The organism is Neorhizobium sp. NCHU2750 (assembly GCF_003597675.1).
Lineage (GTDB): Bacteria > Pseudomonadota > Alphaproteobacteria > Rhizobiales > Rhizobiaceae > Neorhizobium.
In genome coordinates, this window is sequence record NZ_CP030827.1 from 1603077 (window position 1) to 1626757 (window position 23681).

The following is a 23681-nucleotide window of genomic DNA, read 5'->3' on the forward strand; positions in this document are numbered from 1 at the left end:
AACATCGGGAATGCGAAATGGCAGACGCCCTCAAAGTCGGCATTGCGGGTCTTGGAACCGTGGGTGCCTCGCTGGTCAAGATCATTCAGTCGCGCGCCAATGAACTGGCGGTTACCTGCGGCCGTCCGATCGAGATTACCGCGATTACCGCACGCGACCGCAACCGTGACCGCGGCTTCGACATGTCCGGCATGGCCTGGTTCGAAACCCCGGAAAAACTTGCCGCCGAAGCCGATATCGATGTCTTCGTCGAACTGATGGGCGGCGCGACGGGCTCCGCCGCCGATTCCGTCAGGATTGCGCTGGAGCGCGGTCTCCATGTGGTGACGGCCAACAAGGCGCTTCTGGCTGCCTCCGGCGTCGAGCTTGCCACGATTGCCGAAGAAAAGGGCGCGCTTCTGAATTTCGAAGCGGCGGTGGCGGGCGGCATTCCGGTCATCAAGGCGCTGCGCGAAAGCCTGACGGGCAACACCGTGTCGCGCGTCTACGGCATCATGAACGGCACCTGCAACTACATCCTCACCAAGATGGAGAAGGAAGGCCTTTCCTTTGCCGATTGCCTGAAGGAAGCCCAGCGCCTCGGTTATGCCGAAGCCGACCCGGCCTTCGACATCGAGGGCAATGACACTGCCCACAAGCTCGCCATCCTGACGACGCTCGCCTTCGGTACCGAGATCGCCGCCGACGAGATCTATCTCGAAGGCATCACCAACATCTCGATCGACGACATCCACGCTGCATCCGATCTCGGCTACCGCATCAAGCTCCTGGGCGTTGCCCAGCGCACCGAAAGCGGCATCGAGCAGCGCGTTCATCCGACCATGGTGCCGCATGACAGCGTCATCGCCCAGGTCGACGGCGTCACCAATGCGGTCGCGATCGAATCCGATATTCTCGGTGAACTCCTGATGGTCGGTCCCGGCGCCGGCGGCAATGCCACCGCTTCCGCCGTGCTTGGCGACATCGCCGATATTGCCAAGAGCCAGCCCGGCGCCCAGCGCGTCCCGGTCCTCGGCACCCCGGCCGTGGCACTCGCTCCCTACCGCAAGGCCCGCATGCGCAGCCACGAGGGCGGATATTTCATCCGCCTGACGGTCGCAGACCGGACCGGCGTCTTCGCCAGCGTCGCCGCCCGCATGGCCGAGAACGGCATTTCGCTCGAATCGATCGTTCAGCGTCCCAAGCCTGCCCAGACGGATGGCTCAAAGACGATCATCCTCGTCACCCATGCCACGACCGAGGCATCGATTCGCAAGGCGGTCGAGGGCATCAAGCAGGAAACCTATCTCGTCGGCGAGCCTCAGGTCATCCGCATCGAGCGTCCAAAGGCACTCTGAGGCGACGTCTCGCGAGGCGTTATATCAGTAGTTGTGCAGAAAAGTTGCTTTGCGACGATTCGGTGACTGGTCTGTGACGACAAATCGCCCTACACTTTCTCCTGTAAGTCACCATCGCAGGAGGAGGCGTTTGCGTGATGTCTATTGAACTGAGTGAAAACAGCTATGGTCACCCGGAAGTGCGTGGCGGCAGGCGCGGCAATGTTCCCTATTTGAAACTAGTCTATTCTTCCAATGATGACCTCATCGGTCATGATGACGGCGAACCCGAAAGCGTGGGTTCCTTCGTTGTCGCCATTCTTGCCTTCGCATCGGTCTCGATGTTTGCCGCAATCTGGTTTCTGATCTGAAATCGGTGGCGGGCGGCTTCCGCTTGAAAGCATTTCCGGTTCTGCGCGTCCTCGGCTAAGGATAGCCGATGACGACAAAGACCTTTTCAAGCCTGACGCCGCCCGAACCCGCCGATCCGATCCAGCGCGCCTTTCTCGGCGTGGAACGTTCGGCCTCCGGGCAGCGGTGGATTTCGCGCCTCGACCAGGCGGCGCAGAACCGTGCGTTGGCCATGGCGCAGGTTCACGGCATCCCTGAAATCGTTGCCCGCGTCCTTGCAGGCCGCGGCGTGCCGCTCGATGATGCGCCGGCCTTTCTCGATCCGACCATCCGTTCACTGATGCCGGACCCTTTGACGCTGACCGATTGCCACAAGGCCGCCGCGCGTCTGGCAGAAGCCATCGGCAAGCGCGAACGCGTGGCGATCTTCGGCGATTACGACGTCGACGGCGCGTCGTCCTCGGCACTGCTCTATCGTTTCCTCAAGCATTTCGACATCGATGCGGAGATCTATATTCCCGACCGCATTTTCGAAGGCTACGGCCCGAATGTCGCGGCCATGGAGCAGTTGATCGAGCGCGGCGCGAACCTGATCGTCACGGTCGATTGTGGCTCGACCAGCCACGAATCGCTTAGCGCTGCAGCGGAGAAGGGCTGTGATGTGGTGGTCATCGATCACCACCAGATGGGAACGGAACTGCCGAGGGCGGTGGCCCTGGTCAATCCCAATCGCGAGGACGATCTTTCGGGGCAGGGGCATCTCTGTGCCGCCGGCGTCGTCTTCCTCGTGCTTGTCGCCACCGCCCGCCTGCTGCGCGAGGCAGGTGACCGGCGCGCAGCAAGTCTCGATCTTCTGTCCTGGATCGATCTCGTGGCGCTTGCCACCGTCTGCGATGTCGTGCCCCTCAAGGGTTTGAACCGCGCCTATGTGGTCAAGGGGCTGATTGCCGCCCGCCACATGACCAATGTCGGCCTTGCGGCACTGTTCAAGAAGGCCGGCCTTTCCGGACCGGTGACGCCCTATCATTTCGGCTTTCTCATCGGCCCGCGCATCAATGCCGGTGGCCGCATCAGCGATGCGGCACTTGGCAGCCGGTTGCTGACACTGGATGACGACGTCAAGGCCGAGGAGATCGCCGCGCGTCTCGATGAACTCAATCGCGAACGCCAGGCGATGGAGGCCGCCATGCTGGCCGAGGCGGAGGCGGAAGTGATCGCCGAGTATGGCGACGGGGAGGGCGCCAATGTCATCCTCACCGCCCATGACGGCTGGCATCCGGGCATTGTCGGGCTTCTCGCCGCCCGGCTGAAGGAAAAATTCAAGCGGCCCGCCTTTGCAATCGCCTTCGACGCCATGGGAAAAGGCACCGGCTCCGGCCGCTCGATCAACGGCTTCGACATGGGCCAGATGGTGCGCGCCGCAGTCGGCGAAGGCCTGCTCGTCAAGGGCGGCGGCCACGCCATGGCGGCCGGCCTGACGGTGGAGCGGGCAAAGCTCGGCCCGCTACGCGCCTTTTTCGAGGAAAGCGCTGCAAGCCGCGTCCCGCAGCTCGTCTCCAGTCATTCGCTGAAGATCGACGGGGCGCTTTCGGCCTCCGGTGCCACGCTCGAACTCTACGATCAGCTTGAAAAGGCCGGCCCCTACGGCTCGGGACACCCGCAGCCGATCTTTGCCCTGCCGTCCCATCGCCTGCGCGATGTCAGGCCGGTCGGCACCGCTCACATCAAGATCACGCTCGAAGCGGCGGATGGTTCGCGCCTCGACGGCATCGCCTTTCGTGCCATCGACACGCCGCTCGGCAATCTGCTTTTGAATTCCCGCGGCATGCGGATCCATGCCGCCGGCACGCTCAGCGCAGATTACTGGCAGGGCAGCAGGCGTATGCAGATAAGACTGCTCGATGCCGTCAAGGCGTCCTGATCGATGGTTTGGAAGAGAAGGAAGTGGCACGCCCTAGGGGAGTCGAACCCCTCTTTTCAGAATGAAAATCTGACGTCCTAACCGATAGACGAAGGGCGCGTGCGGTGAGCGCTCTATTAGGGGGACGGATTGAAGACCGCAAGCGAAAAATGCGGCAATCCACCTTGAAACCGCAAAAAACATGGTTCCGCAGAGGGGTAATTCCGCAAACGGGAACAATGGCTTGTCGGATCAGCTAAAGTGGCACGCCCTAGGGGAGTTGAACCCCTCTTTACAGAATGAGAATCTGTCGTCCTCACCGATAGACGAAGGGCGCGTGTTCTCTCGAAGAAATAGGCAATCGCATATCGCCTTGCAAGGGCGCTGCATGCGGCGAAACGACATGATAGTAGAGGGGGAAGTGGCACGCCCTAGGGGAGTCGAACCCCTCTTTTCAGAATGAAAATCTGACGTCCTAACCGATAGACGAAGGGCGCGTGCTGTGGCGCCCTTATATGGGCGAGAATCGAAGACCGCAAGCGGAAAAATGCAATTTCCGCGACTAAGTTTGGAAAAATTCCAGACTTTTGCCGGGATGGATTTTTCCTTTTCGAACAAGGGCTTGAAACGGGGTGAAGCGGCGGCGAAATTGATTCGGTCTGGCATGTCCGGCCGTCGCGGCCGGTAATCTTGCGCGCCAGAGCGGTAAACCCGATGCCTCTCGAAATCTGACGATCGGCAAAATCCCAACGCAATTAGGATACCGTTAAGTACTGCAGTCGTAACTGCCCCTGTCTTGAATTTTTAAGGAGATTAGAGGCATGAAGCTTCACATTGCTGCCATCGCCGCCATCGGTGCCGCTCTCGTATTCGCAGGCCCCGCCGCCGCCCAGCCCGCCAAGAGCAACGTCACCTGCAAGCTGGAGACCACGATCGTCAAGGGCAGGAAGGTCGCCAGGAAGGTCTGCGCACCGTCGACCCATAAGGCTGCCGTCTCGAAGACGCAGAAGAAGCCGTCCGGCAGAAAGCCCTGATTGCGGCATGCCCCATTTCTGACGACTGGATGACCGGCTGAAAGGCCGGTCATTTCATATCCGCCTAAGCTCTGTGCCCATGATCTCGGCTGCGATGGCCGTGATTCCCGGCCAATACCAGAAGGCGGCCGGAACGGGCAATGGCAGATCGAGCCCTCAGGCGGCAACCAGCAAAACCGTGGATGAATGGGAGAGGGAAGTGGCACGCCCTAGGGGAGTCGAACCCCTCTTACCAGAATGAAAATCTGGTGTCCTAACCGATAGACGAAGGGCGCGAACTCTTCGTGGCGCCCTTATAGAGAGGGGATTTATTTCCCGCAAGCGGCCGGGCGATCTTTTTTGCAAAAAGATGACAGGCCGGCAGCGCCTGTGGAAAACGCAGAAAACGATAGCCTCGTCAGCACCTTATCATGTTGCCATTGGCGTCGTTGCCGCAGGCGACCGGCGTTCCGGTGCTGAACACGCTGCGCGCCATAGCATTCACGCCGGGCGCGGAAACCGCTGCGGCAGGCGCGGCGGGTTGGGCCGGATAGGGAGAATCGAGCGCTGTGGTCGACGTGCTGTGAGCGGGCATGGGAGGCATTGCCGGGCCCGGGCCGGCAGCCGCGAAGATGCTCGTATTGCCGGCGCGAACATCGGTCGGCTCCGTCACCACGCCGGCCATGGACGGGGGCGTGGCTTGAGCCATGGATTGGCCCATCGATGGGGTGGACGACGAATAGGTCTGCGTCAGCGCATTCTGAGCCGGTTTTCCGTTGGCCGCCGGCCGCGCCGGCGATGTGAACAGGCCGGTTTGGGTGGGCTTGCGGGCATGCGCGGTCGTCACCATCGGGTCGATATAGCCTGTGGCCGTGCCGGACGTCGGCGCTGTGGGGAAGCCGGCGAGAAGGTTCGTTGCATCCTCGGCTGTCTCCGGCTCGCTCTTCTTGTGCAGGAAAGCGACCTTGTTGAAGGTCGCGCAGCCGCCAAGCAATGAGATGCACACGCCTGCAACGACCGCCTGTCTGGCGACCATGGCAAGGGTGGAACGGGACATGCGGATGGATGTGGTGGTCAACGCCTTGGCCTTTCCGGCTGGTAATGCAGACTGAAGCCGCGATTCGTGTGGCTGAAGCATCACCTGGAAAGCTTGCGCCAGGCGGGACGGATCACCGCAAGGCCGGCGGCGCTCGGATGCGCCGCCGTCAGGATAAATTACCAGCTGCCGATATTCGGCGCGGATGCCCAGGGCTCGGCGATCGGCAGGCTTTCACCCTTCTGCAGGATTTCGAACGAGATGCCGTCTGGCGAGCGGACGAAGGCCATGCGACCTTCGCGCGGCGGGCGGTTGATGGTGATGCCGTTCTTTTGAAGATGGGCGCAATAGTCATAGATATTGTCGACTTCATAGGCGAGGTGGCCGAAATTGCGCCCGCCGGTATAGTCCTCGGTATCCCAGTTATAGGTGAGTTCGAGGCATGGCGCCTGTGTCTGTCTCGCCTTGTCGACATCCTCGCTGGCAGCCAGGAAGACGAGGGTGAAACGACCCTTCTCGTTTTCAATCCGGCGGATTTCCTGCAGGCCGAGCAGGGTCGTGTAGAAATGCAGCGATGCGTCCAGGTCTTTCACCCGGACCATGGTATGGAGGTAACGCATATCAAGCCTCTGTTCTAAGCAATGTTTCCACCCGGGATATGGAACAGGCGCCAGCCTCGAGCAAGCCACCGCGAATAGAAAGAGAGTGAATAAGAAGAACACGAGACTTGCGCTGGACGGTTGGCGCGATGTTAATCTATCTTCTAAGAATCAGTTAACCGTCATGTGCGACGCGTAACCGAGGGGCCGGTTGATATGGCAGACAGAATGTCATCGAAGGACATTGCCAGCTTCGAAGAGCTTGCAGGCGAACCGGTCGACCTGATCGAGATCACCGGCGTCGTCAAATGGTTTGACGTCGCCAAGGGTTTCGGTTTCATCGTCCCGGACAACGGCATGCAGGATGTGCTTCTGCACGTCACCTGCCTGCGCCGTGATGGATACCAGACCATTCTGGAAGGCACCCGCATCGTCGCGATGATCCAGCGGCGCGATCGCGGCTATCAGGCCTTCCGCATCCTCTCCATGGATCAGTCGACGGCGGTCCATCCTTCCTTGCTTCCGCCGGTGCGCACCCATGTGCAGGTCACCGCGACGAGCGGGCTGGAACGGGCGCTGGTCAAATGGTTCAACCGCACCAAGGGTTTTGGCTTCCTGACGCGCGGCGAGGGCACCGAGGATATTTTCGTCCACATGGAAACCCTGCGCCGTTTCGGCCTGACCGAACTGCGTCCGGGCCAGGTCGTGCTCGTCCGCTACGGACCCGGCGACAAGGGCCTGATGGCTGCCGAGATCCATCCCGATAACGTCGCCCCCGCAAGCCGGTCGCACTGATGTCAACCTTGGTTTCGTCGATGACGCGTGTCCTGTCGCTTCGGGCTGCCGTAAAGGGCGCGCTCATGGCGATGTTCGTTCTCTTCGCAGCGGCGGCCTCCGCCCAGCAGGCGACCGACAATGTCGTCTTTCCGAAAGCCGAACTGACCATCCGCACCGCGGCGGGCAAGAGCTATCCCTTCTCGATCGAACTGGCGCTTGATGATCAGCACCGCGAATACGGGCTGATGTTCCGCAAACAGATGGACCCTGACCACGGCATGCTGTTCGATTTCGGCGGCGCGCGGCAAGTATCGATGTGGATGGAAAACACCGTCCTTGCGCTTGATATGGTCTTCATCCAGGCGGACGGCCGGATTTCCCACATCAAGGAAAATGCCGTTCCCTTCTCCCGCGACATCATCGATTCGCATGGCGAGGTCAGCTACGTGCTGGAACTCAACGCCGGCCGCACCAAGGCCCTCGGCATCAAGGTCGGCGACAAGGTCATCGGCAAGCCGCTGAAAAACGCCGGCTGAGTCGCGGCCGGGTTGGCAATACCCGCATTGAACGACGCTTTTGGCAATGTGATCGATTTGTCTCTAGTGCATGAGCGATGGGCGCATAAGGCGGCAGTGTATTCAACGGCGGTATTCTTCGTGCCAAATGTCACACTTCAAGAGATAACAGGCTTCGCGGCGCTCTGTTTTAGTCTCGCTGTAAGTTTTTACGTCATTGAGGCGTCTGGATATTTCAGTGTTGTTGGTCCGGAATTTATTGGAATTTACTTCGATGACAACCTAATCGCCGGCGTGGTGGAGGTTTTGCCAACTATATCTCTTGTATTGTGTTTGATTTTTCTATTTTCTAATTTTGTTTATTCGAATTTTGAGAAGAGAGGAAAAGAGCGGAATCTCTTGCAGATACTTTGGTGGTCTGACTGGGGGATCGGAATTCTATTCTCTCTTGCTATATTTTTCCCTAGTGAGCGGGATTTTTTGCCAATAAAGGTGATTGCGTATTATTTGAATGCTATGGTCCTTCTCGGGATTTGCTACATTCAAATTTTTAGATTTGATGTTGTTCGTTGGTCCAACGTGGCGATTACTATATTTATTTGGTATACGGCAATTTATCAAGGCGGACGAGCAAGTGCAGTTTTAGATCTTGCGAAGGCGGAACCTAGGTTCTTTATCTCAACCGCTGAGAGAGACTACGCGAACGCTGTAATATTGAGGGCCACCGCGAAGGGCGTAATCATTCATTCTGGAACGGATGTGATCTTTTATCGCGCGGAAGACATAAAGCGAATAGGACGCCCCATCGGTGACATCAAGATTATGAAACCGTGAGCCTGTTGGGGAGTTTATGAAGGACGCGCATTTTAATTGGGTGGCGTTGATTGTCATACCGCTGGTCACGGCTGCGTTGTCTGTCGGCTCAACATATTTACTTCAAAATTCCGCCGCTTCGTTTGAGAAGTTTAAGTTTGCGAGTGAACTTATGCGAGACGATAAGGCATCTAGTACGGAGTTGGAATGGGCAACACAGACGGTAGCCAGTTACTACGTGCAAGATCGTCCAACTGGATGGAGTAACACGGAACTACAAAACTTTTTCCGCGCAGTTGCATTGCGATACCTCGCGCAAAATAAGAGCTTATATTGCATAAAGCCCGATATATCGTTTTTAGATGATGTTCAGGGAAAGCAACTTGATCATCTGAGAAAAATGATCGACGGATATCGAAGTCTCAACCTAAGAAAGTTGGATGACGAGTCGCAGGAGAAATTCTTTAGAAGTTTGTCATTAAGCTTCGATTTCGCCAACGCCAATATCGCTAACATCAATAAGTATGTGAAGGATTTGTGTGATGGCTTTGAGCAAACTCGCAAAGTCGAGATACCGGATTTTAAAGGGCTGAATATTGATGGCTTAAAATAGGCCGAAGTCAGATCTTGAGTTTCTAAACGGTGATAATCATGGTCACCTTCGGTCGCGCGCGCCTCCTTGCGGCGAACACCGACCATCAATAACTGGTCGTAGTCGGTGAATTCATAGCGTAGGTGGCTCTGCATCGTGACGTCAACTGCTGCTTCGATGGACGCGCCGCGCCAACTCTTTGGCACGGTGCAACGGGTGGCGAAATAGACAACGGCAATCTCGGGGCAGCCGGGAAGCTCCGTGCGTATGAAATACTCCACCTCATGTTGATGGAGCCATTACTGATGTCGCCAGTGAATGAAATGCAGGTATTGCGGGAGTTTTCTTGTCTTAAATCGTGCCATGTCCGAAGCCCGTTTTGTAACGAGGTTTGTAAGGATAGTTCGGACGAATGCTCTTGGAAATCAAGGTTTTCCAGGCGTTTCAGGCACTTACAAAGGGAAATCAATGGTCGGAGTGGAGAGATTCGAACTCCCGACCCTCTGGTCCCAAACCAGATGCGCTACCAGACTGCGCTACACTCCGTGCCAAGGTGCAGGCGAGATACACGGTTCCTGTTCGGGCCGCAACAGCAAAAATGGATATTTGCCAAGACGATGGGAGAAACCTGCCGGGTATTTTTCCGTCCGCCGATGGGAGGTCGATAGGCGGCCTGACCTTGCGCAGGCGGCTGTTGCCTGGCCCGCTCACTGCGGCAGGCATTGACGGCGATCTGAAGATGTCATTGTGGCAGGACAGAATTCGCCTCACCAGTCCCGGTCCGCCGCCTCGGTCCGGTGGGTGGTGAAGCGAATTCTGTTAGATAAAACTAATATAAAATGCAATGAAATCCAAGCCGACCCCTCTCGAAAAATGTCGGTGACGAGATCTGGCATGGATGAAAATTGTTGATGACGGTCATCTGCGAAGCATGATGGTCTTCCGCTGTCGTATGATTTAAGAGGGTGCATCGTCATTAGCGGATGCCTCTCGATGCCCACCACGCTCTCCGTCAATCTCAATGCCGTCGCCATGTTGCGCAATCGCCGTGATCTGCCCTGGCCGAGTGTCGAGGCGCTTGGCCGCATTGCGCTTGCCGCGGGTGCTGCGGGCCTGACGGTTCATCCGAGACCGGACCAGCGGCATATCCGCTTTTCCGATCTGCCGGTGATCCGGGCTCTGATCGATGACGAGTTTCCTCAGGCCGAGTTCAATATCGAGGGCTATCCGAGCGAGGATTTTCTCGCACTCTGCGAACGGATAGAGCCAGAGCAGGTGACGTTGGTGCCGGACGATCCGTCCCAGGCCACCTCCGACCATGGTTTCGATTTCCGCCGCGATGGCGAAATGCTGACGCCGATCGTCGCCCGCCTGAAGAAGAAGGGCATGCGCGTTTCGCTGTTTGCCGATGGCGACGGCGATCTCGAAGCCGTGGCGCTGACGAAGGCAACGGGTGCTGATCGTATCGAGCTCTATACCGGGCCCTATGGCGGCTGCTTCGATGACCCGGCAAAGGCGGCCGTTATCCTGGAGGAACTCGGCAGGACGGCCGATGCCGCTTTTTCGGCCGGCCTCGGCGTCAATGCCGGCCATGACCTCACGGTGGCAAACCTGCCGGCGCTGGTGAAGCGCATTCCGCGTCTGGCGGAAGTGTCGATCGGTCACGGTCTGACGGCCGATGCGCTGGAATACGGCATGGCCGAAACCGTGCGCCGTTTTTGCCGCGCCTGTGGCCAATCTGTCTGAGCCATGCGACGATAGGTCCACGGAATAGGGGCGCAGCCATGCGCATCACGCATTTGTACTTGACGATTATCAACTTATCTCACTGTCGGCGTCAGGCCTCGTTCTAGGGGCCGCGCCGGGCTGTCCCGCATGGCGGGATGGCTTCAGCTGCCAACAGAAAGAGCGCTCACAGTGACCAAGCACAGGATAGTCGTCGTCGGTGGAGGTTTCGGAGGTATTCAGGCCGTTCATGGGCTGAAAGGCGCCGCCGCCGACATCACGCTGATCGACCGGCGCAATCACCACCTTTTCCAGCCGCTGCTTTACCAGGTGGCCACGACGGTTCTGGCAACCTCGGAAATCGCCTGGCCCATTCGCCGCCTTTATCGCGACCGCGACGATGTCACGACCCTCTTGGACGAGGTGCTCGACGTCGATACTGAAGCCCGCCTCGTCAAGCTGAGTTCCGGCCATACCGTCCCCTACGACACGCTGATCCTCGCCACCGGCGCGCGCCATGCCTATTTCGGCCGCGACGAATGGGAAAGTGCCGCACCCGGCCTGAAGACGCTCGAGGACGCGACGACGCTGCGCCGCCGTATCCTCTTGGCTTTCGAACATGCGGAAATGGCCGAGATCATCGGTGAGACCGAAGACCTCGATTCCCACCTGACCTTCGCCATCATCGGTGCCGGCCCGACCGGCGTCGAGATGGCGGGCATGATTGCCGAACTCGCCCACAAGGTCCTGCCCAAGGAATTCCGCCACATCGATACGACCCGCACCAGGGTTCTGCTGATCGAGGCGGGGCCGCGGGTTCTGCCGGCCTTTACCGAGGATCTCTCCGCCTATGCCAGGCAGGCGCTCGAAAAGCTCGGTGTCGAGGTGCGCACCGGCGTTCCTGTTACGGCGATTACCGGCGAAGGCGTCACTGTCGGCGAGACCTTCATTCCCTGCAGGACCGTCGTCTGGGCCGCCGGCGTGCAAGCGTCACCGGCAGCCCGCTGGGTCGGCGCTGCGGCCGATCGGGCGGGCAGGGCGGTTGTCGGTCCGGATCTTTCGGTCGAGAACCATCCCGAAATCTTCATCGTCGGCGATACCGCAGCCGTGACCCAGAAGAACGGCAAACCGGTCCCCGGTATTGCGCCGGCAGCCAAGCAGCAGGGAAGTTACGTGGCAAAGGTCATCAAGGCGCGGCTTGCAGGCCGGCCGGCACCCGGCCCGTTCCGCTATCTCCATCAGGGCAGTCTTGCCACGATCGGCAAGAGTGCCGCCGTCATCGATTTCGGCAGGATCAAGTTGAAGGGCAGCCTTGCCTGGTGGATCTGGGGCCTTGCCCATATCTACTTCCTGATCGGCACGCGCTCGCGCTTTGCCGTCGCCTGGAGCTGGCTGTGGATCTTCCTCTCCGGCCAGCACAGCGCCCGGCTGATCACCCAGAAGGAAACCCTGAAGGACGAATCGTAGGCCGCAGGCTGCCGTCCTGCTCGGGCTTGTCCCGAGCATCTGCAATCTTTCAAAGTCTTGGACGTGGTTGGATCCTCGGGCCGAGCCCGAGGATGGTGGCGAGCGGTGCGCGGGATTTAAACCACCACGCCCGTGCGCGAGGTGTTGAGCGTCAGCTTGCGCTCGGCGCGCTCCTGCTGCGGCGAGCGGTTATAGACCTCGCGGTAGCATTTGGAAAAATGCGATGCCGAGACGAAGCCGCAGGCGACGGCCACCTCGACCACCGGCATGGACGACTGCACCAAGAGATGCCGTGCCCGGTCGAGCCGGATCTCCAGGTAATAGCGGGCCGGCGAGCGGCCCATTTCCTGGCGGAACAACCGCTCGATCTGCCGCCGCGACAGGCCGGCATCGTCGGCGATCTCGATCAGCGACAAAGGTTCGGCGAGATTGTTTTCCATCAGCTCGATGATCGACAGAACCTTGGAATTCTGCACGCCGAGCCGGGCCCTGAGCGGCAGCCGCTGCCGGTCATGCGGGTTGCGCACCCGGTCGGTCAATTGCTGCTCGCAGACCCGGTTGACGAGGTTTTCGCCAAAATCCTGGCCGATCAGATTGAGCATCATGTCGAGCGAGGCGGTGCCGCCGGCGCAGGTATAGAGATTGCCGTCCACCTCGTAGAGATCGGCATAGACTTCCGCCTGCGGAAAAGCCTCGGCAAAGCCCGGCAGGTTTTCCCAGTGGATGGCGCAACGCTTGCCGTTCAGCAGGCCTGCCTGTGCCAGCACATGCGCGCCGGTGCAAAGGCTGCCGACCGCGATGCCGCGATTATAGGTCTCGCGCAGCCAGGCATTGACGGACTTGTTGTTGAATTCCTCGACATAGACGCCGGAACAGACCAGCACCATGTTCGGCCGGTTCTCGCCACCGAGATGGCGCCGCTCGTCGGCCAGCGACGAATTGACCTCTATTCCGATGCCGCTTGACGAATATACCTTCTGGCCGTCGGCGGAACAGAGCCGCCATGTATAGGCCGAATAGCCCAGCATGCGGTTGGCTATCCTGAGCGTCTCGATCGCTGCCGAAAACGGCAGCATGGTAAAATGTGGAACCAGGAAGAAGACCAGTGAGCGCTTCAGTCCGGGAGGCTTGCTTGTCAGATCCATTGTCGTCGTTCCCCTTGCTGCCGCTTGATGCGGTCTTGCATTGCTTCAAAAGCGACACTCGCATGGACTCACGAGATTAGAAGAGCTTTTGACGACAGGGAAATGGCATTTTTGCGACATATAGGCGTCGCTGAGGTGATAGAACGTCGAAATAGCTGACAATTGCCAATTGGCCGGAATGCGACATGGCCCCCGGTATGCAACCGCAGGGCCATGTCTATTGCTTCCAATGTCCTCTGGCCGATGCCCTTCGGCCTGCATGTCGGCGCACCTGGCGCGTTCCCGGTTACTTGCCTTCCGTCGTCGGCCAGCCGATATCCTTGCGGATTTCCTGCGGCAATCCTTCGAGCATGCGCTCGGTCTTGCGACGGTTCCAGGCCGCGGCCGTACGTTCCATGGCAGACGAGATCCAGCCGAAAGCTGCGGGCTTGGCGGGGGCGACAGATCGGCCGGCATAGCGGTCGAGATAGGTAATGCTTGTCATTTCAGTGCTCCTTGGGTGTTTTTCTCTTGGGTCACGGACGCCTTCGGCCGGGAGAGCGGAAGGCGCCAATTCATCAATCGATCAGATGTTTGAGGGGCGTCTCATTTGTCTTGGTGTTCTGTCGACGCCCTGCATCTGATGATTTGCACTATCCTGCCGATTTGACTTTCAATCAAACGAAATGATATGGTGCTTATGTTCAGATTTTTTGATGGGTGTTTCGATGACCGTACCGTTCCGCACACCGCTGCCTCTCCTCGACAATGATGTCCTGCGTACTTTCGTCGCCATTGCCGAAACCGGCAATTTCTCCACAGCCGCCGACGTTGTATTGCGCACGCCGTCCGCCGTCTCGATGCAGATCAAGAAACTGGAAGAGCAATTGAAGACGGTGCTTTTCCTGCGCGACGCCCGCTCGGTGACGCTGACCCAGAGCGGCGAGATGCTTCTGTCCTATGCGCGTCGCATGCTGGCGCTGTCCAATGAGGCTGTATCGCGCTTCGTCATGCCGGAACTGTCCGGCGTCGTGCGCCTCGGAGCCCCCGACGACATTTCCGAGCGCTTGCTGCCGAAACTGTTGAAGGACTTCGGCGAACACTTCCCCGGTATCATGGTGGATGTGACGGTCGACCAGAGCCTGCTGTTGCGCAAGCGCATGGATGAACAGCGCCTCGATCTTGCTCTGATCAACTGTGCCAACAGGCCGTTCCCCACCGTTGGTGAGGTCATACACACCGAAAAGCTCGTCTGGGCCGGTGCAAAATGCGGCAATGCCTATCTGCGTGATCCGCTGCCGATTTCGGTCTGGGAAGAAGGGTGCGTCTGGCGCCAGGATGCGATCTCGCAACTTGACAAGCTGAAGCGTCCCTACCGGATTGCCTATGCCAGTGCGCACACCATGGCCCAGCGCGCGGCCGTCGTCTCCGATCTGGCGATTGCACCGTTCCCGCTGTCCTACATCACCGAGGACATGCAGATCCTTGGCCCGAAGGAAGGTATGCCGGACCTTATCAGCTTCGATATTCGCTTGCTGACGGCGCCGAACCTTTCGGTACCTGCCAAGGCGGTGGCCGAAAGCATCAAGGATGCCTTCAGTTCGCTGGATGCCGTCGCGGCCTGATCACCGAAGGCGTCAAGGTCACATTCCGATTTGCATCGAGAGGCGTCGCTCACCCATCGCGTGAGCGGCGCCTTCTGCGTCCGCCGTCACCGCCGCCATCCGCAAGCGTCTTGCGCTCGGGTAGCGTCACGACAAGGCTCAGATTGGGGAAGGCATCCACCTTGTTGGGCAGCGCCATCGCGGCGACGAAATGATCCTGGAATTTCGGCTCCAGCGCCGTCTCGATCTTTTCGATCTGCCGAACGGTATTCTCGATCTCGCGGCGATAGTCGCGATTCAACAGGCACATGCGCGCCCCCGTACCCGCCGCATTGCCGACGGCCTTCACCTTCTCCAGATCGCAATCGGGGATCAGCCCCAGCACCATCGCATATTTCGGGTCGATGAACGTGCCGAAGGCACCGGCAAGCCCGATCCGGTCGACATCGGCGACACCCTGCTTGTCCATCAGCAGCTTCACCCCGGCATAGAGCGCTGCCTTGGCGAGCTGGATGGCGCGCACATCGTTCTGCGTCACGGTAATCCGCGGCATGCCGTCATGCAGAAGATAGGAGAAGGTGCGGCCGTTCTTGAGAATGCGGGGGCTGCGCGCCGCCATCGCCCCATCGACCACGCCATCCTCCGAAATGATCCCCGCAAGATACATTTCGGCAATGACTTCGATAATGGCCGAGCCGCAGATGCCGGTGACGCCGACTTGCTCCGCAGCCTCCGCAAAGCCGGGCTCGTCGGACCATGGCTCGACGCCGATCACCCGAAAACGCGGCTCCAGCGTCAGAGGATCGATGCGCACCCGCTCGATCGCTCCGGGTGCCGCGCGCTGGCCGGAGGAAATTTCCGCCCCCTCGAAGGCCGGTCCGGTCGGTGACGAGGCGGCGACGACCCGCGCACGATTGCCGAGCACGATTTCCGCATTGGTGCCGATATCGACCATCAGCATCATCTCGTCCTGCCGGTGTGGTCCTTCGGAGAGCGTTGCCGCTGCCGCATCGGCGCCCACATGTCCGGCAATGCAGGGCAAAAGATAGGTCCGCGTGCCGGCATTCATCGGCAGGCCGATGTCCGACGACTTCACCTCGACCGCACCGGAGACGGCAAGCGCAAACGGTGCCCCGCCAAGCTCGGTCGGATCAATGCCGAGAAACAGGTGATGCATGATCGGATTGCCGACAAACACGCTGTCGAGAATATCTTGGCGGGAAACGTCGCCCTCAGCGCAGACCTTGTCGATCAGCCCGTTCAATGCCTCGCGCACCGCGTCCGTCATCGCCGCGCGCCCATCCGGGTTCATCATTACATAGGAGACGCGGCTCATCAGGTCTTCACCGAAGCGGATCTGTGGATTGGACGCGCCGGCGGAAGCAACCGTGCGCCCCGAAAGCAGCGACGACAGATGCATGGCGATCGTCGTCGAACCGATGTCGCAGGCAATCCCGTAAGCCTCGTTCTTCAGCCCCGGATAAAGCGCGATGAGGCGAGGGCGTTCGTCCTCGCGGTCCTTGTGGATCGCCGCCGTCACCTTCCACTCGCCCTTGCGCAGGATCTGCTGCACCTGGGGGATGATATGGAAATCGACCTCGACATCGTCGAAATGCCAGTCGGCGGCAAGCGCCGCCTTCAGCCGGTCGAGATCGCCGAGCGGCTTTTCCATGTCGGGTTCCTCGACCTCGACATAGCACATGCGAACCGCCGGATTGCGATCGAACACCCGCTCGTCGGCCGCCTTGCGCACCACCTGCGCATTGATCACGGTATCCTGCGGTATGTCGATGACGAGATCGCCGAGGATCTGCGCCGAACAGGAAAGCCGACGCCCCTCGGGCAGCCCGCGCACCCGGTCATAGCGCTCTTCCTTCGGCCCGACCTGGGAGAGGTGGTCGACCGAGGAGGTTATCCCGTGCTTGGCGAAATTGCCCTCCTGCACCGAGATCTGGCAGCGCCCGCAGGTCGCTCGTCCGCCGCACACGCTTTCCACATAGACCCCGAGCTGACGCGCGGCATCAAGCACCGGCGTACCCGCCGCAAACCGGCCACGCTTGCCGGACGGCATGAAAAGGACGAGGGGATCTCGGTGCGATGCGTCTGCCATGCTGATCCTTTTACTCGCTCGCGGCTCCAGTACCAGCCCGCGCCGCTCGTCCGCCGCGTCGTCCGCCGCTGGCCGACGGGGCAGGAGCGGCGGCGGCGGCACCGCCTTCTGCCGGCTTGTAATCCCGATAGGTCATGATCCAGTTGCCGCAATTCTGGTCGGTGCCGTTCAGCACGTTTGCCGCCCGCACCGCCTCCATTTCCTGCGGCCGGCAAGGGTTCATGATCGCGCTCGTCATGCCGGCGCCGATCACCATCGGAATGAAGCCGGCATTGATGCCGTGGCGGTGCGGCAGGCCGAAGGAGATATTGGAAAGCCCGCAGGTCGTGTTCACCTTCAACTCTTCACGCAGCCGCCGAAGCAGCGTGAAGACCTGCAATCCCGCCGAGCCGAGTGCCCCGATCGGCATGACCAGCGGATCGACGACGATGTCATGTGCCTTGATGCCGTGATCGGCAGCGCGCTCGACAATCTTCTTGGCGACGGCAAAACGCACGTCCGGATCCATCGAAATACCGGTCTCGTCATTCGATATCGCCACGACCGGCACGTCGTATTTCCTGCAGAGCGGCAGGATTGCCTCGAGCTTCTCCTCCTCGCCGGTGACCGAATTGACCAGCGGCCGCCCCTTGGCGACCTTCAGCGCCGCTTCGATCGCAGCCGTCACCGAACTGTCGATTGATAGCGGTACGTCGACCAGCCCCTGGACGATCTCCAGTGTCTGTACCAGAAGGCCCGGCTCCGTCTCGTTCGGATTGACCGAGGTGACCCCGGCATTGACATCGAGCATGGTCGCGCCCGCCGCCACCTGTTCCAGCGCGTCCTTGATCACGGTGTCGAAATTGCCCTCTATCATCTCGGCCGCAAGCTTCTTGCGGCCGGTCGGGTTGATCCTTTCCCCGATGACGCAGAATGGCTGGTCGAAGCCGATCACGACTTCCCGTGTGGCGGATGCGACGATGGTGCGTGTCATGGCGGTCTCCGGCTGTGGGGAGGGAATAGGGGATATCGTCTGCTATGCGCTTTCCCGCCCGCCGGCCTTCACCAGCGCCACGAGCCTGTCCTTGTCATAGGCGGCTTCCAGTTCCGACGCCGCCTTGTCTGCCTCGGCTTCCAGATCGTCAGAGACCGGGATTGGATCGGCCTTGCGCCACTCTGCCAGATAGTCGTCCGTCTCGGCAGCGCCTGTGCGCATGGCACACATGTCTATCGCCTCGGTGAAACGCAGCGAAAGCTCGCGCTTGGCGGTCTGCCTGCCTTTTTTGATGATCACCTGCGCGGGAATGTCCCGCCAGTAGACGACGATGCGATCCGCCAAGAAAACCTCCGTCAGCTCCCCCGTTGACATGGCCGAGCATGCACCGGCGAAGCGGCGCAGACTGCGCTTTGCACGACGTCGCAAGTAGCAAAAAGCGACGTGCTACCAGATGCGCTTGGTTATGCCGTGATAGACCCATGTCCAGATCGGCGGCGGGAAGCGCAGGACGGAGGTGCCGGTCGCGGGCTGAGGCTGTAGATTACCGCCCAGCGCGTCCCTGATCGCCTTGACGATGATGACCGTCGAGGCGGCGGTAATCTGCAGCGGATAGGTGGCGATCGTATCCGTCTTATGCGGCGTCACATGGCTCTGGTAGAGGATATCGCCGGTGTCGACGCCGGCATCGACCAGATGCACGGTGCCGCCGAAATTTGCCTCGTCCTTTTCCACTCGCGCCCAGTAGCCGCCCATCTGTCCACGATAGGCCGGATTGATCCCGGCATGGAAGTTGATGACCGGGCAGGGGATGGACGCTAGCGTCGCACGGGAAAGAATGCGGCAGGAAATGGTGAAGACGACAGCCGGCTCAAGTCGCGTCACCAGGGCGTGACATTCCGCATTGTTCAGCGATGAGACGTGCGTGACCGAAACCGCCGGATTTGGAATAGCTGAAAGCCCGTATTGCCGGACGATCTCGTCGCTGCGCCTTGCGGCAACGGTCTTGCCGAGGCGCGACGCGATCATCGTCGCAAGCTGCCCTGCCGCGTTCAGCCAGCCAAGGCGGCGGGCTCGACGCCTGAGGATTGTGCCTTTTGATTCAGGCTGTTCCTCGATGACGTGGATATCGGGAAAATGTGCCGCCAGTACATTGATTATCACCTGCGGGTTCAGTCCACCGGCGGTCATCACCACAATGCGGGGCACGGATAGTCTCCTGAAGGATGTGTTTGACAAATCTCTGCGGCCAGCATCGGAAATAAAGCGTAAACGGCAAGGAAGTTCCGCGTCCTCGCCGCGGTGGCAGGCAGCGTCTCACAACGCCTTGATCGCCGACGCGAGATCGCCATAGCCGGTAAACCGGTATTCGTATTCGAGCCCGAGATAATCGGCCGCCTCGCGCGCCTTGCGCTGCAGGTCTTCGTCCTCTTCCTGCGAAAGATAGATCAGCTTGCGGTAATTGCCGAAATACATGTCCCTGAGCTCGGGGTGGCGGTCGAGACCGAGCGGCTCGATCACGAAGGCACGGAACTGCCTTGCGAGAAAATCTGTCAGAAAGAAGGACAGGAGGTCGTCCTCCGCCTTCGCCGCGAAGAGGTCGTTGCCGGAGAAGAACGAATAGCAGTGGGGGCCAGCGATGCGCTCGATGCCCTCCCGCTCGCAAAGCCGGTCGATCTCCCCACCGGTGCCGCAATCGGCATAGGCGAAAAATATGCGCGAAAAGCCGTTTTTGCGCGCCTCCGCGACGGCTGCTTCCAGCCCCGGAACGATCTTTTGCGGGTAGGCATGCCAGATTGCCGGCAGGCAATTGAGGTCAATGTGATCGAGACCCTGTTGCCCAGAAGTCGCAATGATCTCCCGTGCGATCGCGCCGCACGCTATGACGTGAACTTTTTTCGAGTTCGAACGTTCCATAGCCGGAAAATCACTTTCCGCAACAATTTGATCCTTACTCATCGGAGAATTCCATCATGACGGCCAAGACAGTCACGGTTATCGCTGCCCTCATCGCTATCACGGCGTCCCTCTCGTCCTGCGGCAATACGATCCGCGGCATGGGCCAGGATACTGCCAACACCGTCAACGCCACCAAGGATGCAGGCCATCGCGTCGGCAAGGCAGCTCAGTAACCGCCATAATCGCCTTTTGGCCAAACGAACCGCGTGCCTTTGTCGGGAACGCGGTTCAAAGCATCAGGCGGGGCATCAGGCCGGGACCGGAGCGAAACAGTCGCTGCCGGTCGTTGGCCTATAGATCCAGCCTTGACCCGTCAGGCCCCGGCCGCCAGGCTGTTGTGCCTGCGTCGCATATAATCCTTGGCAGTTTCGACCGCCACGGCGGCATCCCGGCAATAGGCATCTGCGCCGACCGCCTTGCCGAATTCCTCGTTGAGCGGCGCACCTCCGACGAGCACGACATAGTCGTCGCGAATGCCCTTTTCCTTCATCGTGTCGATCACGACCTTCATATAAGGCATAGTCGTGGTCAGAAGCGCCGACATGCCGAGAATGTCCGGCTGCTCGCGCTCGATCGCGTCGAGATAGTTCTCGACCGGATTGTTGATGCCGAGATCGACGACGTCGAAGCCGGCACCTTCCATCATCATGCCGACGAGGTTCTTGCCGATATCGTGAATATCGCCCTTCACCGTGCCGATCACCACCTTGCCGAGCTTCGGAGCGCCGGTCTCGGCCAGCAGCGGCCTGAGGATCGCCATGCCGGCCTTCATCGCATTGGCCGACAGCAGCACTTCCGGGACGAAGAGAATGCCGTCGCGGAAATCGATGCCGACGATACGCATGCCCTCGACCAAAGCCTGGGTCAGCACGTCATAGGGCGTCCAGCCGCGCTCCAGCAGGATGTTGGTTCCCTCCTCGATCTCCTCCTTGAGGCCGTCATAGAGATCGTCATGCATCTGCTGAACGAGTTCTTCGTCGGAAAGCTCCGAGAGAATGATATCGTCGTCGGACATGAATTCTCTTCCCTGGTTGGAGGCGAGTTTCAAATCGCCCACGTGGCCGATATGGCGCCGATATGGCATTGACACCTGCAACTATGTCTAGCGTTATTTTGTTTCGCAATTTCTTTCGTAAGCGACAGGAGCGCGTCGGAAAGAGAACGGTCGGGCAGGCGTCGCAAATGTCTGTCTCGTGCAAATGCGTGACGCAGGAAGGCGGGAGGAGGCCCGTTTGCGGGCCTAGCATGCGATGCCAGCGAACAAGCCGACAACCGATCCGGCAATAGCCCGATAGGCGGCAGCAAAGAGCGCAAAAGGGTGAGGAAAATCATGGACGACATCAGCCAGCAGACGGATATGGGTGGCGGCTCCGGCCGGCGTGGTCGTGGTGAGCGGGGAGCGGCCGGCAGGCGTGCTGCCCGCGCCGGCGGCGGTCCCGGCGCATCCTTGCCCTATATCACCCGAAAGATCGGCACTTACGAGGTTCTTGACGAGGCGGGCCTCGACCTGATCGAGCGCAATGCCGACCTGATCCTCGAAGAGATCGGCATCGAGTTCCGCGACGACGAGGAGGCGCTGGACCTCTGGGCGAGGGCCGGTGCCGATGTGAAGGGCAGCCGCGTGCATTTCCCCAAAGGCCTGTGCCGTGAACTGCTGAAGACCGCGCCGAAGGAATTCACCTGGCACGCCCGCAACCCTGCTCGCAGCGTCCATATGGGCGGCAATGCCACGGTATTCGCCCCCGTCTACGGCCCGCCCTTCGTGCGTGACCTTGAGGGAAATCGCCGATATGCGACGATCGAGGACTTTCGCAATTTCGTCAAACTGTCCTATCTGGCGCCGTCGATGCATTCCTCGGGCGGCACGGTCTGCGAGCCGGTCGATATCCCGGTCAACAAGCGTCATCTCGATATGGTCTACAGCCATATCAAATATTCCGACAAGCCGTTCATGGGCTCGGTTACAGCGCCCGAGCGGGCGGAAGATACGATCGCCATGGCAAAGCTCGTCTTCGGCGACGAGTTTGTCGAAAACAATTGTGTCACGCTGAACCTCATCAACGCTAACTCGCCGATGGTCTTCGACGGCACCATGCTTGGCGCGCTGAAAGTCTATGCGCGCCATAACCAGGCCTCGGTCGTCTCGCCCTTCATACTGTCGGGCGCCATGAGCCCGGTCACGGTTGCAGGAACTCTCACCCAGATCCTCGCCGAAGTCTTGGCCGGTGCGGCTACTACCCAGCTCATTCGCCCCGGTTCGCCGGTTCTGTTCGGCACATTTGCCGCCTCGATCTCGATGCAGTCGGGCGCGCCAACCTTCGGCACGCCGGAGCCGTCGCTGGTCTCCTATGGCGCCGCCCAGCTTGCCCGCCGCCTCGGCCTGCCGTTCCGCACCGGCGGCTCGCTTTGCGCCTCCAAGATCCCGGATGCGCAGGCAGCACACGAATCCGCCAACACTCTCAACACGACACTGCTGGCCGGCACCAATTTCGTCCTCCATGCCGCCGGCTGGCTCGAAGGCGGGCTCGTCTCGTCCTATGAGAAATTCATGATCGACCAGGACCAGCTCGGCATGATGCAGAAAATGGCCGAAGGGGTCGATCTGTCCGCCGAAGGCCAGGCGCTCGATGCGATCCGCGAAGTCGGGCCGGGCAGCCACTATCTCGGCTGCGCCCACACCCAGGCGCATTTCCAGACGGCCTTCTACCGTTCGGCACTCGCCGACAACAATTCCTTCGAACAATGGGAGATCGAAGGCGCCAAGCGCATCGAGGATCGCGCCAATGCGCTTTGCCGCTCATGGCTCGACAATTACGAGGCACCGCCGCTCGATCCGGCGATCGACGAGGCGCTTCTCGCCTTCATCAAGGACCGCAAGGACAGTATGCCCGACGCCTTCACTTGAAGAGAGCCCGAGGCCGCCAGGGAGCAAGGCGGCGCAAGGCGGGTCGCCGACTTCATCCAGGGCAGCGTCTGGCGACCGCATTACCAATACAAGGGGCCGCGCTGAGATGATGGGCGGCCCTTCATCCATATCCCGCGAGATCGAAACCGGGTTGGGACCAAGCGGCATCCTGATCCGCGGCACGGTGGATTTCGCAATGGGCGAGGGACCTTTGCTCGCCGACGGCACGAATGCTGCCTCGGTCGTTCTGCTTGGCAATGCCGGCGGTTCGATCTGGCCGGCATTCTCGCGCTGGAAGGCCGGTTATGACGGTCCCGATCCGCTCGATACATGGTCGAAGGAGATCATTCATCCTCTTGCGGAGAGGCTTGGCGGCACGGCCTATTTTCCCTCCGATCCGCCCTGGCAGCCCTTCCAGCAATGGGCGATGCGCGCCGAGAGGCTGAAACCGTCACCGCTCGGCATTCTCATCCATCCCGACTATGGGCTCTGGCACGGTTATCGCGGCGCGATCGGCTTTGTACAGAGGCTGGACGATGCCTCTGCGTCATCGATCACCGGGCGGAGACATGCCTGCGATCACTGTCCGGCAAAGCCCTGTCTCTCCACCTGTCCCGTCTCCGCTATTCGGCCTGATCCCCAAAATTTCGCCGTCTCGGCCTGCCGCAGTCATCTCTTGACGCTGTCAGGGCAGGGCGCTTGCATGGTTTCCGGCTGCCTTGCGCGCAACGCCTGCCCGGTCGGTGAGCAATACCGCTATCTATCGGCACAGCTCGAATTCCACATGCACGCGCTGCGCTGAAGGCGCGTCAAAATCGACAAGACGCTGCAGGGACATTGCGTCTGCCGATGGGCGCGCTACATTCATCATGCTGACATAAACGCCACTGGGAGGAGTGATT

At 60.0% G+C, this 23681-nt stretch carries 24 protein-coding genes and 5 tRNA genes; 14 read left to right on the top strand and 15 right to left on the bottom strand.

Annotated elements, in window-relative coordinates:
- Nucleotides 1-17 precede the first annotated feature (17 nt).
- The 3 genes from NCHU2750_RS07870 (at nt 18) to recJ (ending at nt 3588) form a co-directional block, all read left to right on the top strand.
- Entirely contained in the window at nt 18-1337 is a 1320-nt protein-coding gene (locus NCHU2750_RS07870; RefSeq protein WP_119939936.1) for a homoserine dehydrogenase, read from the top strand.
- A gap of 137 nt (nt 1338-1474) precedes the next feature.
- The gene (locus NCHU2750_RS07875; protein ID WP_119939937.1) at nt 1475-1687 is read left to right on the top strand and encodes a hypothetical protein; all 213 of its coding nucleotides are present in this window, start codon (nt 1475-1477) and stop codon (nt 1685-1687) included.
- 68 nt (nt 1688-1755) lie between these two features.
- Nucleotides 1756-3588, top strand: coding sequence for a single-stranded-DNA-specific exonuclease RecJ (recJ, locus tag NCHU2750_RS07880; protein ID WP_162939538.1), 1833 nt, complete (start codon nt 1756-1758; stop codon nt 3586-3588).
- 24 nt (nt 3589-3612) lie between these two features.
- Here recJ and NCHU2750_RS07885 read toward each other — a convergent pair.
- From NCHU2750_RS07885 to NCHU2750_RS07895, 3 genes are all read right to left on the bottom strand, one after another.
- Nucleotides 3613-3687, bottom strand: a tRNA-Glu gene (locus NCHU2750_RS07885).
- 142 nt (nt 3688-3829) lie between these two features.
- Nucleotides 3830-3904 (bottom strand) — tRNA-Glu (locus NCHU2750_RS07890).
- An 85-nt stretch (nt 3905-3989) separates the two neighbouring features.
- Nucleotides 3990-4064, bottom strand: a tRNA-Glu gene (locus NCHU2750_RS07895).
- Between the two features lie 324 nt (nt 4065-4388).
- Here NCHU2750_RS07895 and NCHU2750_RS07900 point away from each other — a divergent pair.
- Nucleotides 4389-4601 carry a hypothetical protein gene (locus tag NCHU2750_RS07900; RefSeq protein WP_119939938.1) on the top strand — a complete coding sequence of 71 codons (213 nt, stop codon included), beginning with the start codon at nt 4389-4391 and terminating at the stop codon, nt 4599-4601.
- A 200-nt stretch (nt 4602-4801) separates the two neighbouring features.
- Here the strand turns inward: NCHU2750_RS07900 and NCHU2750_RS07905 are convergent.
- The 3 genes from NCHU2750_RS07905 to gloA form a co-directional block, all read right to left on the bottom strand.
- Nucleotides 4802-4876 (bottom strand) — tRNA-Glu (locus NCHU2750_RS07905).
- 122 nt (nt 4877-4998) lie between these two features.
- Nucleotides 4999-5658, bottom strand: a complete 660-nt coding sequence (locus NCHU2750_RS07910) for a hypothetical protein (protein WP_119939939.1) — start codon at nt 5656-5658, stop codon at nt 4999-5001.
- A 137-nt stretch (nt 5659-5795) separates the two neighbouring features.
- Nucleotides 5796-6236 (bottom strand): lactoylglutathione lyase, encoded by a 441-nt coding sequence (gloA, locus tag NCHU2750_RS07915; RefSeq protein WP_119939940.1) that lies wholly within the window; start codon nt 6234-6236, stop codon nt 5796-5798.
- Between the two features lie 195 nt (nt 6237-6431).
- Here gloA and NCHU2750_RS07920 point away from each other — a divergent pair, with 195 nt between their 5' ends.
- The 4 genes from NCHU2750_RS07920 to NCHU2750_RS30920 are packed head-to-tail and all read left to right on the top strand — an operon-like array spanning nt 6432 to nt 8933.
- Nucleotides 6432-7010 carry a cold-shock protein gene (locus NCHU2750_RS07920; protein ID WP_119939941.1) on the top strand — a complete coding sequence of 193 codons (579 nt, stop codon included), beginning with the start codon at nt 6432-6434 and terminating at the stop codon, nt 7008-7010.
- A complete protein-coding gene (locus NCHU2750_RS07925; RefSeq protein ID WP_245480360.1) occupies nt 7010-7528 on the top strand; it encodes a DUF192 domain-containing protein in 519 nt (172 codons plus the stop codon). The genes NCHU2750_RS07920 and NCHU2750_RS07925 overlap by 1 nt, the downstream gene beginning before the upstream one ends.
- Nucleotides 7529-7555: 27 nt before the next feature.
- Nucleotides 7556-8341 carry a hypothetical protein gene (locus NCHU2750_RS07930; RefSeq protein ID WP_162939539.1) on the top strand — a complete coding sequence of 262 codons (786 nt, stop codon included), beginning with the start codon at nt 7556-7558 and terminating at the stop codon, nt 8339-8341.
- A gap of 16 nt (nt 8342-8357) precedes the next feature.
- A complete protein-coding gene (locus NCHU2750_RS30920) occupies nt 8358-8933 on the top strand; it encodes a hypothetical protein (protein ID WP_245480361.1) in 576 nt (191 codons plus the stop codon).
- 448 nt (nt 8934-9381) lie between these two features.
- Here NCHU2750_RS30920 and NCHU2750_RS07940 read toward each other — a convergent pair.
- Nucleotides 9382-9458: transfer RNA gene (locus NCHU2750_RS07940), tRNA-Pro, on the bottom strand.
- A gap of 447 nt (nt 9459-9905) precedes the next feature.
- Here NCHU2750_RS07940 and NCHU2750_RS07945 point away from each other — a divergent pair.
- Nucleotides 9906-10658, top strand: a complete 753-nt coding sequence (locus tag NCHU2750_RS07945) for a pyridoxine 5'-phosphate synthase (protein ID WP_119939944.1) — start codon at nt 9906-9908, stop codon at nt 10656-10658.
- A 129-nt stretch (nt 10659-10787) separates the two neighbouring features.
- Nucleotides 10788-12104 carry an NAD(P)/FAD-dependent oxidoreductase gene (locus NCHU2750_RS07950; protein ID WP_119939945.1) on the top strand — a complete coding sequence of 439 codons (1317 nt, stop codon included), beginning with the start codon at nt 10788-10790 and terminating at the stop codon, nt 12102-12104.
- A 116-nt stretch (nt 12105-12220) separates the two neighbouring features.
- On the opposite strand, the gene NCHU2750_RS07955 is transcribed toward NCHU2750_RS07950, so the two are convergent.
- A complete protein-coding gene (locus NCHU2750_RS07955) occupies nt 12221-13249 on the bottom strand; it encodes a GlxA family transcriptional regulator (protein WP_119939946.1) in 1029 nt (342 codons plus the stop codon).
- Between the two features lie 286 nt (nt 13250-13535).
- On the bottom strand, nt 13536-13733 hold the full coding sequence (locus NCHU2750_RS07960; RefSeq protein WP_119939947.1) for a hypothetical protein: 198 nt from the start codon (nt 13731-13733) through the stop codon (nt 13536-13538).
- Between the two features lie 181 nt (nt 13734-13914).
- On the opposite strand from NCHU2750_RS07960, the gene NCHU2750_RS07965 reads away from it, so the two are divergent.
- Nucleotides 13915-14853: a LysR family transcriptional regulator gene (locus tag NCHU2750_RS07965; RefSeq protein WP_502703830.1), complete on the top strand. Its 939-nt coding sequence runs from the start codon at nt 13915-13917 to the stop codon at nt 14851-14853.
- 49 nt (nt 14854-14902) lie between these two features.
- On the opposite strand, the gene NCHU2750_RS07970 is transcribed toward NCHU2750_RS07965, so the two are convergent.
- The 5 genes from NCHU2750_RS07970 to NCHU2750_RS07990 form a co-directional block, all read right to left on the bottom strand.
- Entirely contained in the window at nt 14903-16942 is a 2040-nt protein-coding gene (locus NCHU2750_RS07970) for an ASKHA domain-containing protein (protein ID WP_119939948.1), read from the bottom strand.
- Nucleotides 16943-16952: 10 nt separating this feature from the next.
- Nucleotides 16953-17915 carry a methyltetrahydrofolate cobalamin methyltransferase gene (locus NCHU2750_RS07975; protein WP_119939949.1) on the bottom strand — a complete coding sequence of 321 codons (963 nt, stop codon included), beginning with the start codon at nt 17913-17915 and terminating at the stop codon, nt 16953-16955.
- A 42-nt stretch (nt 17916-17957) separates the two neighbouring features.
- Nucleotides 17958-18260 (bottom strand): virulence factor, encoded by a 303-nt coding sequence (locus NCHU2750_RS07980; RefSeq protein ID WP_119939950.1) that lies wholly within the window; start codon nt 18258-18260, stop codon nt 17958-17960.
- A 102-nt stretch (nt 18261-18362) separates the two neighbouring features.
- Complete coding sequence (locus tag NCHU2750_RS07985; protein ID WP_119939951.1) at nt 18363-19106, bottom strand: formyl transferase; 744 nt, start codon at nt 19104-19106, stop codon at nt 18363-18365.
- 126 nt (nt 19107-19232) lie between these two features.
- Entirely contained in the window at nt 19233-19874 is a 642-nt protein-coding gene (locus NCHU2750_RS07990) for a DUF1638 domain-containing protein (RefSeq protein ID WP_119939952.1), read from the bottom strand.
- Nucleotides 19875-19888: 14 nt separating this feature from the next.
- On the opposite strand from NCHU2750_RS07990, the gene NCHU2750_RS07995 reads away from it, so the two are divergent.
- Nucleotides 19889-20047 carry an entericidin domain-containing protein gene (locus tag NCHU2750_RS07995; RefSeq protein ID WP_119939953.1) on the top strand — a complete coding sequence of 53 codons (159 nt, stop codon included), beginning with the start codon at nt 19889-19891 and terminating at the stop codon, nt 20045-20047.
- A gap of 140 nt (nt 20048-20187) precedes the next feature.
- On the opposite strand, the gene NCHU2750_RS08000 is transcribed toward NCHU2750_RS07995, so the two are convergent.
- The gene (locus NCHU2750_RS08000) at nt 20188-20889 is read right to left on the bottom strand and encodes a cobalamin B12-binding domain-containing protein (protein ID WP_119943095.1); all 702 of its coding nucleotides are present in this window, start codon (nt 20887-20889) and stop codon (nt 20188-20190) included.
- Between the two features lie 315 nt (nt 20890-21204).
- Here NCHU2750_RS08000 and NCHU2750_RS08005 point away from each other — a divergent pair, with 315 nt between their 5' ends.
- Both NCHU2750_RS08005 and NCHU2750_RS08010 read left to right on the top strand, forming a co-directional pair.
- Nucleotides 21205-22779, top strand: a complete 1575-nt coding sequence (locus tag NCHU2750_RS08005; protein WP_119939954.1) for a trimethylamine methyltransferase family protein — start codon at nt 21205-21207, stop codon at nt 22777-22779.
- 109 nt (nt 22780-22888) lie between these two features.
- The gene (locus tag NCHU2750_RS08010) at nt 22889-23581 is read left to right on the top strand and encodes a ferredoxin (RefSeq protein ID WP_502703842.1); all 693 of its coding nucleotides are present in this window, start codon (nt 22889-22891) and stop codon (nt 23579-23581) included.
- The last annotated feature ends 100 nt before the right edge of the window (nt 23582-23681 follow it).